The organism is Streptomyces sp. NBC_01012 (genome assembly GCF_045162755.1).
In the GTDB taxonomy this organism is placed as follows: Bacteria; Actinomycetota; Actinomycetes; order Streptomycetales; family Streptomycetaceae; genus Streptomyces.
On the sequence record NZ_CP108688.1, the window covers coordinates 7,257,703 to 7,272,929 of the forward strand.

Sequence of the window (15,227 nt, forward strand, 5' to 3'; positions counted from 1 at the left end):
TGAGGGCCGTGGGACCCACGGGTATGGCCGCGCACGCCAAGTGACGTACGACACGGGGAGCGGGGCCGAGCGTCTCACAGGGTGAGAAGCATGGCGAACATGCCTATGCCCATGGTCAGTCTGCACGCCAGAGCCAGCTCCGGGCGCGCGCCCCAGGCCGGAGCCGCCGTCCCGCCGCCCACGCCTGCGCTCCCGCGCGGACTCCCGCCGCCGCCGTCCGGTACGCCGACGGGAGCGGGCGCCGGTATCAACCGTCCCGCCGAGTGCAGGACGTAGAGCGCGTAGTAGACCAGGAGCGCACCCGTCAGCAAGGGGACACCACCCGCGGACCCGGCCGCCCCCGTGCCATGGCCCGCGTGCCCGCCGCCCGTGGCGTGGGCGGCGCCCGGCGCCATGGCCACGGCCATGTAGACCATGGCCAGCGAGCCGACCAGATGGTGCAGATGATGGCCGCCCGCCCTCGCGAACCCGACCGCGCGCAGCGCGGCGGCGCCGAACACCACCGCGTACACCACCCACATCCACTCCGGGAGCGTGAGCAGGGCCGCGGGCACCGCCATGGCGGCCATCCCGAAGCCCATCAGCGCCTCGGCACGCGCCGAGGCGCGCTCACGCGCGGTGCCCGTGCGGGTGCGCAGCAGGCAGTACGCCCCGGTGGCCCCGCACAGCACCATGAGCAACCAGCCGGACAGTGCCGGTCCGTGCACGGTGCACCTCCCCCTGTGGCGCCCTGTGGCGCATCACGCCGGTGTCGTCCCATCGATGCCCCGGTCCGGCCGCCGCTACCGGGGCGCATCGGTGTACCGGGGAGCGCGTCAGGGGCCTGCGAGGGGCGGTCGCGGCCGGGTTAGTCTCGGGAGGACCACCTCGGCAGCACACCGGCGGAGAAGAGCGACATGGACAGCGCACCGGCCACGGCACCGGCAGAACTCACCTTCCGCGACGGGACAGGCGACGACGTGCAGGCCCTGGTGAGACTCGTCGAGTCCGCCTACCGCGGCGACGCGAGCCGGGTCGGCTGGACCACCGAGGCGGACATCCTCCAGGGGCAGCGCACCGACGCCGACGGGGTGCGCGAGGTGCTCGCCGTCCCCACGGGCCGCGTCCTCATCGCCGAGCGGGACGGCGGTCCTGTCGCCTGCTGCCAGCTCGAACACCGCGGAGAGGCCGCGTACTTCGGCATGTTCGCGGTCAGGCCCGAGCTGCAGGGCGCGGGCCTGGGCAAGGTGATCATCGCCGAGGCGGAGCGCACGGCGCGCGACGACTGGGGCGTCAAGGAGATGCACATGACGGTGATCTCGGTCCGTGAGGACCTGATCGCCTGGTACGAGCGCCGGGGCTACCGCCGTACGGGAGAGCTCACGCCCTTCCCGTACGGCGACGAGCGCTTCGGCATCCCGCAGCGCGACGATCTCGCGTTCGAGCTCCTGGTCAAGGAGCTGTAGCGCGGGGCGCCCGCCCGCACCGGCGGACGCCTCAGGCGGTGAAGCGGCCGGCCCGCCGGATCTCCGGATGGTCGGTCGTCGCACCGTCGAGACCGAGCGCGCGGACCAGACGCAGATGGTCGGGGGTGTTGACCACCCAGCCGATCACCTTCAGACCCTCCGCGTGCGCCTGCTCGACCACCTCCAGGGTGAGGCGGCGGATGTTCAGGGCGAGGGTCGCCGCCCCCACCGCCTTCGCCCGGTCCACCACATCGCTCTCCCAGCGGCTGGCGATGAGCACCGTGCGCACGCCGGGGACCAGCTGGGCGATCTCGGCGACCGCCTCGTCGTGGAACGAGGACACCTCGACGCGAGCGGCCAGGTCGCGCCGCAGCATCACGTCGGCCAGCGCCCTCGCCGCCGCCACGTCCTTGATCTCGGCCTGGAGGGGCGAGCCGATCGCGTCGAGCACCTCCTCGAAGACGGGCACCCGCTCGCCAAGACCCGCGTCGAGCTCACGGAGCTCCGCCAGCGTCTTGTCGGCGATCAGCCCACGCCCGTCGGTCGTGCGGTCCACGGCGGCGTCGTGCATCACCGCGAGCGCGCCGTCCTTGCTCAGATGGAGATCCAGCTCGACGGCGTCCATACCGGCCTGTTCCGCGTGCGCGAAGGAGCGCAGCGTGTTCTCCGGCTCGACTCCCATGACCCCGCGATGACCGATGGTGAGAAAAGTCAAGGCACTCCCGCTTCCGTCCGTCGTGTCCGCCCCGCGTGCGGTTCCTACCCCCAGACAAGCAGTTCTCGCACACAGGACGGCCCCTGCCCGGACAGTCCGGCGGAAGAAGTTGTCGAGCCGACGCATGGCAGGAAAAATAGCGGTGAACCTGGGGATCGACAGGATAATTTTCTGCCCTCGACTTGTCCCAGGGAACCGCACATGGATACGGTGGGTTGACGCGAGGTTCTCCCGTGAAGGAAGTGTTATGACGGAAATTCTTGAGCATGCCGCCGCCACCGACGAGATAGCTTCTGCCCAGCGGGTTGTGGAGCACCCGGCTTGGCCGACGCTCAAGAGTGCCGTGGAGGAGTTCCGCCCCTGGCAGTCGAAGGACGGCTCGATCGACTTCGACGCGGACGGGGCCCCCTCCGCGGAAGCCGCCGCAGCCGTCGTCCAGCGCGTGATCACCGCGGTCGAGCAGCTCTCCCCGCTGCTCCCGCACGACGAGGCCTACCACCGCGCACTCGTCGCCGACCTGCGTCGCTGGGCCGACGACGGCTTCGGCGTGCCGGACTTCCTCGACTCCCTCCTCGCCTTCCAGCCCGCCGGGGGCCGCGCCGACGGCCTCCAGCACCTGGTCGTCTTCGCGATGTACACGCAGAACGGCAATCCGGACCGCAATCTCGAAGCCGTCGTGCTGCGGATGGTCTGGCCCGAGTGGCTCGCCGACCTGGAGGCCACGCGCTACGACAACCCGATGTTCTGCGGGATCACCTTCGAGGACTTCACCTCGGGCTACGACACCAACTCCGCCGTGCTCTTCCCCGAGACCATCGCCGTACGCGAGGCGCCTGAGCGCTTCAGCTGGGGCGGCATCTTCTGCGACCGTGAGGCCGCCCGCTTCCGCCGCGTGACCGAGGCCGCCGTCGATCTGCTGAGCGTCGAACTGCCCGAGGACATCCGCGAGATGCTCGGCGACCAGAAGCGCTGCGAGCAGGCCTTCGTGCTCTGGGACATGGTCCACGACCGCACCCACAGCCACGGCGACCTTCCGTTCGACCCTTTCATGATCAAGCAGCGCCAGCCGTTCTGGATGTACGGGCTCGAGGAGCTGCGCTGCGACCTCACCGCCTTCCGGGAGGCGGTGAAGCTGGAGGCCGACGGCTTCGGCCAGGGCCGCGACGTCCAGTTCGCGGTGCTCTTCGACCGGATGTTCCGCTTCCCCGTCACCGGCGAGCGCGTACGCAACTACGACGGCCTCGGCGGTCAGCTGCTCTTCGCCTACCTCCACAAGCACGACGTGGTCCGCTGGACCGACAACACGCTCAAGATCGACTGGGCCCGCGCACCGCAGGTCACGAACCAGCTCTGCGGTGAGATCGAGACCCTCTACCGCGAGGGCATCGACCGTCCCAAGCTCGTGCACTGGTTCAAGGCGTACGACCTGGTCGCGACCTATCTCGCACCCCACCCGGGGTCCCGCTGGGCCAAGGGCCCCGACGCCCTGGACCTGAACCAACCGCCGCGGAAGCTGGTCGACGACGTGCTTCCGGACGAGTTTCCCCTGAGCATGTTCTATGAGGCGCTCTCGAAGAAGCTGAAGCATGTGATTGCCTCGACCAAGGGAATCACTGCGGCGGAAGCCGGGCGGGCAGCCGCGTGAGCGCGGGTTCTGAGGAGGCGGTGGCGATGAACGGAACAGGCGGGGCCGACAACGGCGTGCTCGAGGGCGCGGTGGTCGCGGTGGCCGGAGCGGCGGGGCCGGCGGGACGCGCCGTCCTGCTCAGGCTCGCGGAGGCGGGAGCGACCGTGGTCGCGTCCGACTCCCACCCCGAGCGGCTGGTGGAAGCGGTCGACGCCGCGCGCTACGCGCACGGCGGGGCGACCGTCACCGGTGACACGGTGGACCTTCTCGATCCCGGAGCCGCGCGGGAATGGGCCCTCAAGACGGAGAAGGAATTCGGCCGTGTCGACGGTCTGGTCCACCTCGTCGGCGGCTGGCGCGGCGGCGCCGGCTTCGCGGACACCAGCCTGGCCGACTGGGACTTCCTGGAGAAGCTGCTGATCCGCACGGTCCAGTCCACCTCGCTCGCCTTCCACGAGGTCCTCCAGCGCAGCGACCGGGGCCGGTACCTGCTGGTCAGCGCGGCCGGAGCCAGCAACCCCACCGCGGGCAACGCGGCCTACTCCGCGTCCAAGGCGGCGGCCGAGGCCTGGACGCTCGCCCTGGCCGACGCCTTCCGCAAGGCGGGGGGCGACGGCGGCCCGACGTCGGCTGCTGCGATCCTGGTCGTCAAGGCACTGGTGCACGACGCGATGCGCGCCGAGCGCCCGAATGCGAAGTTCGCGGGTTTCACGGACGTCAAGGAGCTGGCCGAGGCCATCGCCGGAGTCTGGGACATGCCCGCCGGAGAAGTGAACGGAAAGCGTCTGTGGCTGACCCCGCAACCGTAAGGACCGATGCGCGACGTCACCACGATCCGCAGGTCCGCGGTTTCGCCAGTGACAACTACGCGGGTGTGCACCCGGAGGTCCTCGAGGCCATCGCCCTCGCCAACGGCGGCCATCAGGTCGCCTACGGTGAGGACGACTACACCGGGCACCTCCAGCGGATCATGCACAGCCACTTCGGCCCCACCGCCGAAGCCTTCCCGGTCTTCAACGGCACGGGGGCCAACGTCGTGGCCCTCCAGTCGCTGACGGACCGCTGGGGTGCGGTGATCTGCGCCGAGTCCGCGCACATCAACGTGGACGAGGGCGGGGCGCCGGAGCGGGTGGGCGGGCTGAAGCTGCTCACCGTGCCGACCCCGGACGGCAAGCTCACACCCGAGCTCATCGACCGCGAGGCGTACGGCTGGGACGACGAGCACCGGGCGATGCCGCAGGTCGTCTCGATCACCCAGAACACCGAGCTCGGCACCGTCTACACGCCGGACGAGATCCGCGCCATCTGCGAGCACGCCCACGCGCGGGGCATGAAGGTGCATCTCGACGGCGCCCGCATAGCCAACGCCGCGGCCTCGCTGGACGTGCCGATGCGCACGTTCACCAACACGGTCGGTGTCGACGTCCTGTCCTTCGGAGGCACCAAGAACGGTGCGCTCTTCGGCGAGGCCGTCGTCGTCCTGAACCCGGACTCCGTACGGGCCATGAAGCATCTGCGCAAGCTGTCGATGCAGCTCGCCTCCAAGATGCGCTTCGTCTCGGTCCAGCTGGAGGCGCTGCTCGCGAAGGACCTCTGGCTGCGCAACGCACGCCACGCCAACGCCATGGCCCAGCGGCTCGCCGAGGGCGTCAGGGCGGTGGACGGGGTGGAGATCCTCCACCCCGTGCAGGCCAACGCCGTCTTCGCGCGGCTGCCGCACGAGGTCACCGAGCGGCTGCAGAAGCGGTTCCGGTTCTACTTCTGGGACGAGAAGGCCGGAGACGTCCGCTGGATGTGCGCCTTCGACACCCGCGAGGACGACGTGGACGCCTTCGTGCTGGCGCTCAAGGAAGAGATGGCACGGCAGTAGCGCCGCATACGACGATGCATACCCATGCGGTCGGCCGTAAATGCATTGCATCCGGTCGGCCGCATGGCTACGCTCGCCCGGCATGAAGCTGATCCAGAGCGCCTCGGAACTCTCCGCTTATCTGGCCGAGGACGAGGTCATCGACCATGGCCACCCGCTCGTGCGGGAGGCGTCCGAGCGTCTGGGCGCCGGGACGGCCGACGCATACACATACGCATCCGACGCCTTCGCGTTCGTACGCGACACCATCCCGCACTCGACGGACGTGGGAGACCCCCGGGTCACCTGGCGCGCCTCCGACGTCCTGGCCGCCCGCACCGGCATCTGCTACGCCAAGTCACACGCCCTGGCCGCGCTGTTGAGGGCCGCGGGCATCCCCGCAGGCTTCTGCTACCAGCGCCTCGGCGGGAGCGACGGCGCCGGCCTCGTCGTGCACGGTCTGGTCGCGGTGCGTCTTCCCGGGTGGGACCGATGGGTCCGGCAGGATCCGCGCGGAAACGTGGGCGGGATCGACACGCGCTTCTCCGCGGATGAGGAGCACCTCGCCTTCGTGCCGAGGCCGGAGGCCGGCGAGACGGACCACCCGCTGATCCACGACACCCCCCACCCGGCAGTCCTCCAGGCACTGCGAACGGCGCCCGACCGCAACCACCTGGACCGAACCCTCCCCACGACCCTCTGACCCCGCCCCGCGCGCGGGGCGGGGCGCGGGCGGCGGCGTGGTGCCGTCAGCTGTGGTCGCGGGCTTCGGCCGGGGTGGGGGCCGTGCCGCCCAGGTGGGCCGGGACCCACCAGGTGTCGGCCGCGTCCTTGGGGCGTACCGGGTAGGCGCGCTGCGCGGCCTCCAGGAGCTCCTGGACGCGCTCGCGCAGTCGGCGGGTGATGGCTCCCGCGTACTGGTCGGTGGGGGCCTCCACGGCCTCGCCCACGCGGAGCGTGACCGGGATGTGGCTGCGCCGGAAATTGCGCGGACGCCCCTTGGTCCACAGCCGTTGGGTGCCCCACAGCGCCATCGGGATCAGCGGTACGCCCGCCTCCTGGGCGAGCCGTGCGGCGCCGGACTTGAAGCTCTTCAGCGTGAACGACTGCGAGATGGTGGCTTCCGGGAACACGCCGACGATCTCGCCCGCGCGCAGGGACGCGAGCGCGTGCGCGTAGGCGTCCTCGCCCTGGTTGCGGTCGACGGGAATGTGCTTCATGCCGCGCATCAGCGGTCCTGAGACCTTGTGCCGGAAGACCGACTCCTTCGCCATGAAGCGCACCAGCCGCTTCTGCGGCAGGGCGCCCAGCCCGGTGAAGATGAAGTCCAGATAGCTGATGTGATTGCTGACCAGAACCGCGCCACCGGCCTTCGGGATGTGCTCCGAACCCTGGGTGTCGATCTTCAGGTCGAGCGCCTTGAACAGGGTGCGAGCGGCGCCGATGACCGGTCGATAGACGAGTTCTGCCATCTGGATGAAGACCCTTCTTCAGTGCCTGGGGAGGGTTCTCCCGGCGGAAGTTACGCAGCCGTAGGTTTTCGGCATTGGGGCGATCGTGCCCCATGTGCGACGCCGTGGCCAGCCCCAAAGGGCCCGGCGCGGGAGATTCTCGTCACGTGAATCCTCCGGGAATGTAATGCGGCCGCAGGGTGCTGACCCTTTGCGTAGAGCTCTGGCAGGGAGGCCCGGGATGGACGGACGGACGACCGCGGGGACGCTGGACGCGGCTCAACTCGGCGCGGAGCTGGGGGATCGGGCCACCCTGGTGCAGTTCTCGACCGCGTTCTGCCAGCCGTGCCGCGCCACCAGGCGCACCCTCTCCGAGGTGGCCGGGATGGTGGAGGGCGTCGCCCACGTCGAGATCGACGCCGAGGCGCATCTCACGCTCGTACGCAGCCTCGGGATCAGCCGTACGCCCACGGTGCTGGTGCTCGACGCGACGGGCCGGGTCGTGCGCCGGGCGGCAGGTGCACCGCGCACGGCGGACGTCGTCGCCGCGCTGGGGGAGGCAATGTGACGGTCCGTGACGTATCTCCCACATGGCGGGACGCACTTGACTGTGTACAACACGCATCGTCACTCTGACGCTATGCCGCCTGAACCTCTGCTCTTCGGCCGGGTCCACATCGACCTCGCGCGCCACGCGAGCGCGCGGTGTCCGGGTGTCTGACGAACCCACGGACCCCTACGCCCCCTCGCAGAAGGATCTCCCCATGACGGCATCGCTCGATCTCGACAGCACCCGGACGGCTGCCCCCGAACTCCTGCGCTCGGTCTTCCGGCAGCACGCCGCCGGCGTCGCCGTGATCACCGCGGCGGGCGCGGCGGGCCCGGTCGGTTTCACCGCGACCTCCCTCAGCTCCGTCGCCGCGGAGCCGCCCCTGGTCTCCTTCGGGGTCGGCACCTCCTCCTCCAGCTGGCCCGTGGTCTCCGGGACGGAGCACGTGGGCGTGCACATACTCGGCGAGGCCCAGCAGGACCTCGCCGCGACGTTCGCCCGCACCGGTGCCGACCGTTTCGGCCCGGCCACCGACTGGCGCAGCGGCCCCGAGGGGGTCCCGGTGCTCGGGGGAGTGGTGGCCTGGCTGGTGGGCCGGGTGGTGGCCCGGATTCCGGCGGGGGACCATCGCATCGTGATCGCCGAGGTCGTGGCCGGGGACCCCTCGGAGGGCGGCAGGCCGCTGGTCTATCACCAAGGCCGTTTCACGGCTCTGCGAGACTGAGGGCGAGCGGGGCGGCGGCGGAAGCGACCTCGTTGGCTACATCACAGTTCCAAGCGCTTGCTCATGGGTAAAGAACTGGATGTACTGGCGAGTAATATTTGAGCGGAGCCGGGTCGCCCCGGCCGGAAACCGCCCGATAAGGCGCCTATGCTGCGTGCACAAGGCAGCCCAGAAATGACGATGCAGTAGGAGAGCCGGCGTGAGCTTGAGGATCGTTGTCTGTGTGAAGTACGTGCCCGACGCCACCGGCGACCGGCATTTCGCCGATGACCTGACCCTGGACCGTGACGACGTCGACGGTCTGCTGTCGGAGCTCGACGAGTACGCGGTCGAGCAGGCGCTGCAGATCGCCGACGAGGCGGACGACGCGGAGATCACCGTGCTCACGGTGGGCCCCGAGGACGCCAAGGACGCGCTGCGCAAGGCGCTGTCGATGGGCGCCGACAAGGCCGTCCACGTCGAGGACGACGACCTGCACGGCACCGATGTCATGGGCACCTCCCTGGTCCTGGCCAAGGCCGTCGAGAAGACCGGTTACGACCTGGTCATCTGCGGCATGGCGTCGACCGACGGCACCATGGGTGTGCTTCCGGCGCTGCTCGCGGAGCGCCTCGGCGTCCCGCAGGTCACGCTGCTCTCCGAGATCTCGGTCGAGGACGGCAAGGTCAAGGGCCGCCGCGACGGTGACTCCGCGACCGAGCAGCTTGAGGCGTCCCTGCCGGCCGTGGCGTCGGTGACCGACCAGTCGGGCGAGGCCCGCTACCCGTCGTTCAAGGGCATCATGGCGGCGAAGAAGAAGCCGGTCGAGTCCCTGGACCTCGAGGACCTGGAGATCGAGGCGGACGAGGTCGGCCTGGGCGGATCCTGGACCGCGGTCGACTCCGCGGACGAGCGCCCCGCACGCACGGCGGGCACGATCGTCAAGGACGAGGGCGAGGGCGGCAAGCAGCTGGCTGAGTTCCTTGCCGGCCAGAAGTTCATCTGAGCCCCGCCCGTTCCCATCGCCGCCCCGCCTCTTTCGCACGCAGGAGATTGAAGTCCCATGGCTGAAGTTCTCGTCTATGTCGACCACGTGGACGGTGCCGTCCGCAAGCCCACCCTGGAGCTGCTGACGCTCGCCCGCCGGGTCGGCGAGCCGGTCGCCGTCGCGCTCGGCAACGGCGCCGCCGACACCGCCGCCAAGCTCGCCGAGCACGGCGCGGTCAAGGTACTCACCGCCGACGCACCGGAGTTCGCCGACTACCTCGTCGTACCGAAGGTGGACGCCCTGCAGGCCGCGTACGACGCGGTGTCCCCGGCCGCCGTGCTGCTGCCCTCGTCGGCCGAGGGCAAGGAGATCGCGGCCCGCCTCGCGCTCCGTATCGGTTCCGGCATCATCACCGACGCCGTCGACCTGGAGGCCGGTGACCAGGGCACGGTCGCCACGCAGTCCGCGTTCGCCGCTTCGTACACCACCAAGTCCCGTGTCTCCAAGGGCACTCCGGTCATCACGGTCAAGCCGAACTCGGCCGCCGTCGAGGCCGCCCCGGCCGCGGGGGCCGTCGAGGCCCTCACCGTCTCCTTCTCGGAGGCGGCCACCGGCACCAAGGTCCTCTCGCGCACCCCGCGTGAGTCGACCGGGCGTCCGGAGCTGACCGAGGCCGCGATCGTCGTCTCCGGCGGCCGTGGCGTCAACGGCGCGGAGAACTTCGGCATCATCGAGGCGCTCGCCGACTCCCTCGGCGCGGCCGTCGGCGCCTCGCGTGCCGCGGTCGACGCCGGCTGGTACCCGCACACCAACCAGGTCGGTCAGACCGGCAAGTCGGTCTCCCCGCAGCTGTACATCGCCTCCGGCATCTCGGGCGCGATCCAGCACCGGGCCGGCATGCAGACCTCGAAGACCATCGTCGCGGTCAACAAGGACGCCGAGGCCCCGATCTTCGACCTCGTCGACTACGGCGTCGTCGGCGACCTCTTCAATGTCGTCCCGCAGCTCACCGACGAGGTCAAGACCCGCAAGGGCTGACCCGGCAGGAGTTCCGCCCGTACGAAGGCCCGGGGCCGCGTGGTGTTCTCACCGCGCGGCCCCGGGCTGTTTCCGATCACCATTGACGCGGACGGCGGAGACTTATAACTTCACTATGCGGATTAAAGCTTCCAGGAAGCGGAAATAGTAGCGGTGGAGGGTGCGGTCATGGGTCAGCAGGAGAAGGTGGCGACGAGCCTCGCCGGTGCGGTCGGCCAGGAGATCGGCGCCTCCCTCGCGTCGGTGGACGCCGAACTCGCCCGCCGTTACCCGGGCGACCCCGGCACCCGCCAGCCCGTCCACACCGTCTACGTCCCGGCCGACGCCTTCGCCCCCACGACGCTCCGCACCTGGGGCGACCAGGCGCTGGCGGCGCTCGACGAGCACGCACCCGATGCCGCAGCGCTCGCCTCGGTCCTCGGTATCCCGCAGGAGCTCGCGGAGCCCGTGCACGACCGCGTACGCGCCAAGCTGGAGCGCGAACCGGTGGAAGACCTGCGCATCGACTTCGAGGACGGCTACGGGCCGCGCCCCGACGCCGAGGAGGACGAGGCCGCCGCCCGCGCGGCACGTCTGGTCGCCGAGGCGTATGCGGACGGTACGGCCGCGCCGTACATGGGCATCCGGATGAAGTGCATGGAGGCCGCCGTGCGCGACCGGGGCATCCGCACCACGGACATCTTCCTCACCGGCCTGCTGCGGGCCGGAGGGCTGCCCGACGGGCTCGTCCTGACGCTGCCCAAGGTGACATACCCCGAACAGGTCACCGCCTTCGTGCGGCTGCTCGAAGCGTTCGAGGAGACCCATGGTCTGCCCCCGGGCCGCCTCGGCTTCGAGATCCAGATCGAGACCAGCCAGTCCATCCTGGCGGCCGACGGCACCGCCGCGGTGGCCCGCATGATCGACGCAGCCAGGGGCCGGGCGACCGGTCTGCACTACGGGACCTTCGACTACAGCGCCTGTGTCGGCGTCAGTCCCGCCTACCAGGCGAGCGACCACCCGGCAGCCGACCACGCCAAGGCGGTCATGCAGGTGGCCGCCGCGGGCACCGGGGTGCGGGTCTGCGACGGCTCCACCAATGTGCTCCCGGTCGGCCCCACCCAGCAGGTCCACGACGCCTGGCGCCTGCACCACGGCCTCACGCGCCGCGCCCTGGCCCGCGCCTACTACCAGGGCTGGGACATGCACCCGGGCCATCTGCCCACCCGCTACGCCGCCGTCTACACCTTCTACCGCAAGGGTCTCGGCCAGGCCGCGTCCCGGCTCGCCGCCTATGTGGCCAAGGCCGGCGGGGACGTCATGGACGAGCCCGCCACCGCGAAGGCGCTCAGCGGCTATCTGCTGCGCGGCATCGACTGCGGCGCCCTGGACACCGCGGAGGTCGCCGAGCTCACCGGCCTCACCCGTGCCGACCTCGACGCCTTCGCCTCACCCCGCCGCGGCGCGCTGACCGTGACGGCGCCGTAGGCGTACGGCGCGCGGGGGCGTACGGCGCGCTCACCCGGGCGGGAGCTCCCCCGAACCGCGCGCGATGAGCCGGGTGGGGAGCTCCACCCTGGCAGGGGCGTGAGCGGCGCCGTCGAGGCGGCGGAACAGGTGTTCCGCCGCGGTGCGGCCGACCGCGGCGGCGTCCTGCGAGATCACGGTGATGCCGAGCAGATCGGCCAGCTCGATGTCGTCGAAACCGACCAGGGCGACCCGGCGTTCGTGCTCTGCGAGGACCCGGACGGCGGTGACCGTCACCCGGTTGTTGCCGGCGAAGAGCGCGGTCACCGGATCCGGTCCGGTCAGCATGGCCTCGACGGCCGCCCTCACCCGTGCCGGATCGGTCGGGCCGAGAGAGACCCAGGGGTCCTGGACCTGGATCCCCGCGTCGGTCAGGGCCGTGTGGTAGCCACGCAGTCGCTCCGTCGCGGTGTGGATGCGCGGCTGGTCGCCGATGAAGCCGATCCTGCGGTGGCCGTGCGCGACCAGATGGGCGACGCCCGCGCGCGCTCCTCCGAAGCTGTCCGACAGGACCATGTCCGCGTCGACCCGGCCCGCCGGGCGGTCGACGAACACGGTGGCGATGCCCGCCTTCATCTCCGGCTCCAGATAGCGGTGGTCGTCACCGGCCGGGATCACGATCAGCCCGTCCACCCGGCGGGCGCAGAGCGCGAGGACCAGCTCCTGCTCGCGCTCCGGGTCCTCGGCGCTCGAACCGTTGATCAGCAGCGCGCCGTGGGAGCGGGCCACCTCCTCCACGGCGCGGCTCAGCGGGCCGTAGAACGGGTCCGCGAGGTCCTCCAGTACGAGGCCGATCGAGGCGGTGCGGCCCTTGCGCAGGACACGCGCGCTGTCGTTGCGGCGGAATCCGAGGGCCTCGATGGCCTCCTGGACGCGGCGTTCGGTGTCGGGCGTGACTCCGGGCTCGCTGTTCACCACGCGGGAGACCGTCTTGAGACCTACTCCGGCACGGGCTGCCACGTCCTTCATGGTCGGCCTGTTGCCGTAGCGGGACTCGGAATGGCGGGCGGTCTCGGCCACGGTGCGCTGTCCTGTCGTCGGGAACGGGCGATTCCGGCCTCTCTCGGGGGTGCCGGGAGGGGGCCGGATGCTGTGGCGTCGAGCATAGGCCCTGGACAACGTTGTCAAGAGAATGGAGACTGGGAGGAACATCTGATTGAAGTCGCAGGTCCTGCGCCTCACCCCTCCGGAGAGTCCACACCGATGCATACCGACCTCGTCGCCGCGCTCGACATCGGCGGTACCAAGATCGCCGGGGCGTTGGTGGACGGCGGTGGTTCCCTTCTCGTACGGGCGCAGCGCCCCACGCCGGCCCGCGAGGGTGCCGAGGCCGTGATGGGCGCGGTGAGTGACGTCCTGGCGGAGCTCGCCGCCTCCCCGCTGTGGCACAGGGCCAGGGCGGTCGGTATCGGCAGCGCGGGGCCCGTGGACGCCTCGGCCGGCACGGTCAGCCCGGTCAACGTCCCGGGCTGGCGCGGCTTCCCGCTGGTGGACCGGGTGGCCGCGGCGACCGGTGGCCTGCCGGTCACCCTCGTCGGTGACGGGGTCGCGATGACGGCGGCCGAGCACTGGCTGGGCGCCGCGCGGGGGTATGACAACGCCCTGTGCCTGGTCGTGTCCACGGGCGTCGGCGGCGGTCTCGTACTCGGCGGAAAGCTGCACCCGGGCCCCTCGGGCAACGCCGGCCACATCGGCCACATCAGCGTCGACCTGGACGGGGACCTCTGCCCCTGCGGTGCGCGCGGCTGTGTGGAACGCCTCGCCAGCGGACCGAACATCGCGCGGCGAGCCCTGGAGAACGGCTGGCGCCCCGGCCCGGACGGAGACGCCACGGCCGCTGCGGTGGCCGCCGCCGCGCAGGCCGGGGACCCGGTCGCGACGGCCTCCTTCGAGCGGGCCGCCCAGGCGCTCGCCGCCGGGATCGCCGCCACCGCGACCCTGACGGACATCGACATCGCCGTGATCGGGGGAGGAGTCGCCGGTGCGGGTGAGGTGCTCCTCGCCCCGCTGCGCGGCTCCCTGCGCGACTACGCCACGCTCTCCTTCGTCCAGGGCCTCACCGTGACAGCCGCGGTGATGGGCACCGACGCGGGCCTGGTGGGCGCGGCGGCCGCGGCATCGACGCTCCGTCCCGGCGCTTCGAACGGCGTGCGCGCGGCAGCCACCCCGTAGCCTCCGTCGGGGCCCGCCCCGGCGCCCGCGCCCCGCGCCGGGGCAAGCACATCGCTCCGGCGGGGTTTCCGGAGCGGGGTGTTGCGGGCAAGCCACAGGGGGCTACGGAAGAGGGGGACCCGTGATCGTCTGGCTGAACGGCGCGTTCAGTGCGGGCAAGACCAGCGCCGCGTGCGAACTGATCGATCTGATCCCGAACAGCACCCTCTACGACCCCGGGCTGACCGGAGGAGGGCTGCGCCGGCTGCTGCCGCAGAAGAGACTCGCCGAGGTCACCGACTTCCAGGACCTGCCGATATGGCGGCGTCTGGTGGTCGACACGGCGGCCGCGCTGCTCGCCGAACTCTCCGGTGTGCTGGTGGTGCCGATGACGCTGCTGAGGCAGGAGTACCGCGACGAGATCTTCGGGGGACTCGCCTCCCGGCGTATACCGGTGCGTCATGTACTGCTCTCACCTGAGGAAACGATCCTGCGGAAGCGGATCGCCGAGCGCGAGGACTTCGCCGACGACCCCGGACACAGCGAGCGCGTCAGGCAGTGGGCCTACGAGCACATCGAGCCCTACCGGGCCGCGCTCGGCTGGATCACGGCCGACGCCCACACGATCGACACCAGCGCGCTCACCCCGTACGAGACGGCCGAGCGGATAGCCGAGGCGCTGCGCACCGGGGAGGCCAGGGAGTGCGGGATAGTCCAGACCCCCGCGCCGCGTGCCGAGACCGTCGCCTCCGGGGTGCTGCTCTTCGACGAGCAGGACCGGGTGCTGCTCGTCGACCCCACCTACAAGCCGGGCTGGGAGTTCCCCGGCGGTGTGGTGGAGCACGGGGAAGCCCCCGCCCAGGCGGGGATACGGGAGGTCGCGGAGGAGCTCGGGCTGTGCCTTGACACGGTGCCGGAGCTCCTGGTGGTCGACTGGGAGGCGCCGAGGCCCCCCGCGTACGGAGGGCTGCGCTTCCTCTTCGACGGCGGCCGGCTGCGCGGCGAGAACGCCGCGCGGCTGCTGCTGCCGGGCTCGGAACTGCGCGGCTGGCGGTTCGTCACCGAGGAGGAGGCCGCCGGTCTGCTCCCGCCGACCCGCTACGAGCGGCTCCGCTGGGCCCTGCGCGCCCGTGAGCGGTCCACCGTGCTCAATCTGGAGGCCGGGGTGCCCATGGGCGGTCCGTAGCGTCCTGCGGGCCGCCGT

The 15,227-nt window shown here is 71.2% G+C and carries 16 protein-coding genes; 12 read left to right on the forward strand and 4 right to left on the reverse strand.

What is annotated here, in order from left to right; all coding sequences use genetic code 11:
• Positions 1-74 precede the first annotated feature (74 nt).
• On the reverse strand, positions 75-707 hold the full coding sequence (locus OG623_RS32375; RefSeq protein ID WP_406151152.1) for a DUF5134 domain-containing protein: 633 nt from the start codon (positions 705-707) through the stop codon (positions 75-77).
• 189 nt (positions 708-896) lie between these two features.
• Here OG623_RS32375 and OG623_RS32380 point away from each other — a divergent pair, with 189 nt between their 5' ends.
• Positions 897-1,445 (forward strand): GNAT family N-acetyltransferase, encoded by a 549-nt coding sequence (locus OG623_RS32380; RefSeq protein ID WP_406151153.1) that lies wholly within the window; start codon positions 897-899, stop codon positions 1,443-1,445.
• 31 nt (positions 1,446-1,476) lie between these two features.
• On the opposite strand, the gene OG623_RS32385 is transcribed toward OG623_RS32380, so the two are convergent.
• Entirely contained in the window at positions 1,477-2,127 is a 651-nt protein-coding gene (locus OG623_RS32385; protein WP_406151154.1) for a glycerophosphodiester phosphodiesterase, read from the reverse strand.
• Positions 2,128-2,407: 280 nt separating this feature from the next.
• Between OG623_RS32385 and OG623_RS32390 the strand changes: the two genes are divergently transcribed.
• The 4 genes from OG623_RS32390 (at position 2,408) to OG623_RS32405 (ending at position 6,339) form a co-directional block, all read left to right on the forward strand.
• The gene (locus tag OG623_RS32390) at positions 2,408-3,805 is read left to right on the forward strand and encodes a DUF6421 family protein (protein WP_406151155.1); all 1,398 of its coding nucleotides are present in this window, start codon (positions 2,408-2,410) and stop codon (positions 3,803-3,805) included.
• 26 nt (positions 3,806-3,831) lie between these two features.
• On the forward strand, positions 3,832-4,596 hold the full coding sequence (locus OG623_RS32395; RefSeq protein WP_406151156.1) for an SDR family NAD(P)-dependent oxidoreductase: 765 nt from the start codon (positions 3,832-3,834) through the stop codon (positions 4,594-4,596).
• Positions 4,575-5,657, forward strand: coding sequence for a threonine aldolase family protein (locus OG623_RS32400; protein WP_406151157.1), 1,083 nt, complete (start codon positions 4,575-4,577; stop codon positions 5,655-5,657). Before OG623_RS32395 ends, OG623_RS32400 begins: the two co-directional genes overlap by 22 nt.
• Positions 5,658-5,739: 82 nt before the next feature.
• A complete protein-coding gene (locus OG623_RS32405) occupies positions 5,740-6,339 on the forward strand; it encodes a transglutaminase family protein (protein WP_406151158.1) in 600 nt (199 codons plus the stop codon).
• A gap of 46 nt (positions 6,340-6,385) precedes the next feature.
• On the opposite strand, the gene OG623_RS32410 is transcribed toward OG623_RS32405, so the two are convergent.
• Positions 6,386-7,108 (reverse strand): lysophospholipid acyltransferase family protein, encoded by a 723-nt coding sequence (locus OG623_RS32410; protein WP_406151159.1) that lies wholly within the window; start codon positions 7,106-7,108, stop codon positions 6,386-6,388.
• A 220-nt stretch (positions 7,109-7,328) separates the two neighbouring features.
• Here OG623_RS32410 and OG623_RS32415 point away from each other — a divergent pair, with 220 nt between their 5' ends.
• The 5 genes from OG623_RS32415 (at position 7,329) to OG623_RS32435 (ending at position 11,833) form a co-directional block, all read left to right on the forward strand.
• Complete coding sequence (locus OG623_RS32415) at positions 7,329-7,655, forward strand: TlpA family protein disulfide reductase (protein WP_406151160.1); 327 nt, start codon at positions 7,329-7,331, stop codon at positions 7,653-7,655.
• A 196-nt stretch (positions 7,656-7,851) separates the two neighbouring features.
• Entirely contained in the window at positions 7,852-8,361 is a 510-nt protein-coding gene (locus tag OG623_RS32420; RefSeq protein WP_406151161.1) for a flavin reductase family protein, read from the forward strand.
• Positions 8,362-8,560: 199 nt separating this feature from the next.
• Positions 8,561-9,346 carry an electron transfer flavoprotein subunit beta/FixA family protein gene (locus OG623_RS32425; RefSeq protein WP_406151162.1) on the forward strand — a complete coding sequence of 262 codons (786 nt, stop codon included), beginning with the start codon at positions 8,561-8,563 and terminating at the stop codon, positions 9,344-9,346.
• A 57-nt stretch (positions 9,347-9,403) separates the two neighbouring features.
• Positions 9,404-10,366 carry an electron transfer flavoprotein subunit alpha/FixB family protein gene (locus tag OG623_RS32430; protein ID WP_406151163.1) on the forward strand — a complete coding sequence of 321 codons (963 nt, stop codon included), beginning with the start codon at positions 9,404-9,406 and terminating at the stop codon, positions 10,364-10,366.
• Between the two features lie 168 nt (positions 10,367-10,534).
• A complete protein-coding gene (locus tag OG623_RS32435; protein WP_406151164.1) occupies positions 10,535-11,833 on the forward strand; it encodes a DUF6986 family protein in 1,299 nt (432 codons plus the stop codon).
• A gap of 30 nt (positions 11,834-11,863) precedes the next feature.
• Here the strand turns inward: OG623_RS32435 and OG623_RS32440 are convergent, their stop codons facing one another.
• Complete coding sequence (locus tag OG623_RS32440) at positions 11,864-12,892, reverse strand: LacI family DNA-binding transcriptional regulator (RefSeq protein ID WP_406151165.1); 1,029 nt, start codon at positions 12,890-12,892, stop codon at positions 11,864-11,866.
• Positions 12,893-13,075: 183 nt separating this feature from the next.
• Between OG623_RS32440 and OG623_RS32445 the strand changes: the two genes are divergently transcribed.
• Both OG623_RS32445 and OG623_RS32450 read left to right on the forward strand, forming a co-directional pair.
• On the forward strand, positions 13,076-14,044 hold the full coding sequence (locus OG623_RS32445) for an ROK family protein (protein ID WP_406151166.1): 969 nt from the start codon (positions 13,076-13,078) through the stop codon (positions 14,042-14,044).
• A gap of 121 nt (positions 14,045-14,165) precedes the next feature.
• Positions 14,166-15,209 (forward strand): NUDIX domain-containing protein, encoded by a 1,044-nt coding sequence (locus tag OG623_RS32450; protein ID WP_406151167.1) that lies wholly within the window; start codon positions 14,166-14,168, stop codon positions 15,207-15,209.
• The last annotated feature ends 18 nt before the right edge of the window (positions 15,210-15,227 follow it).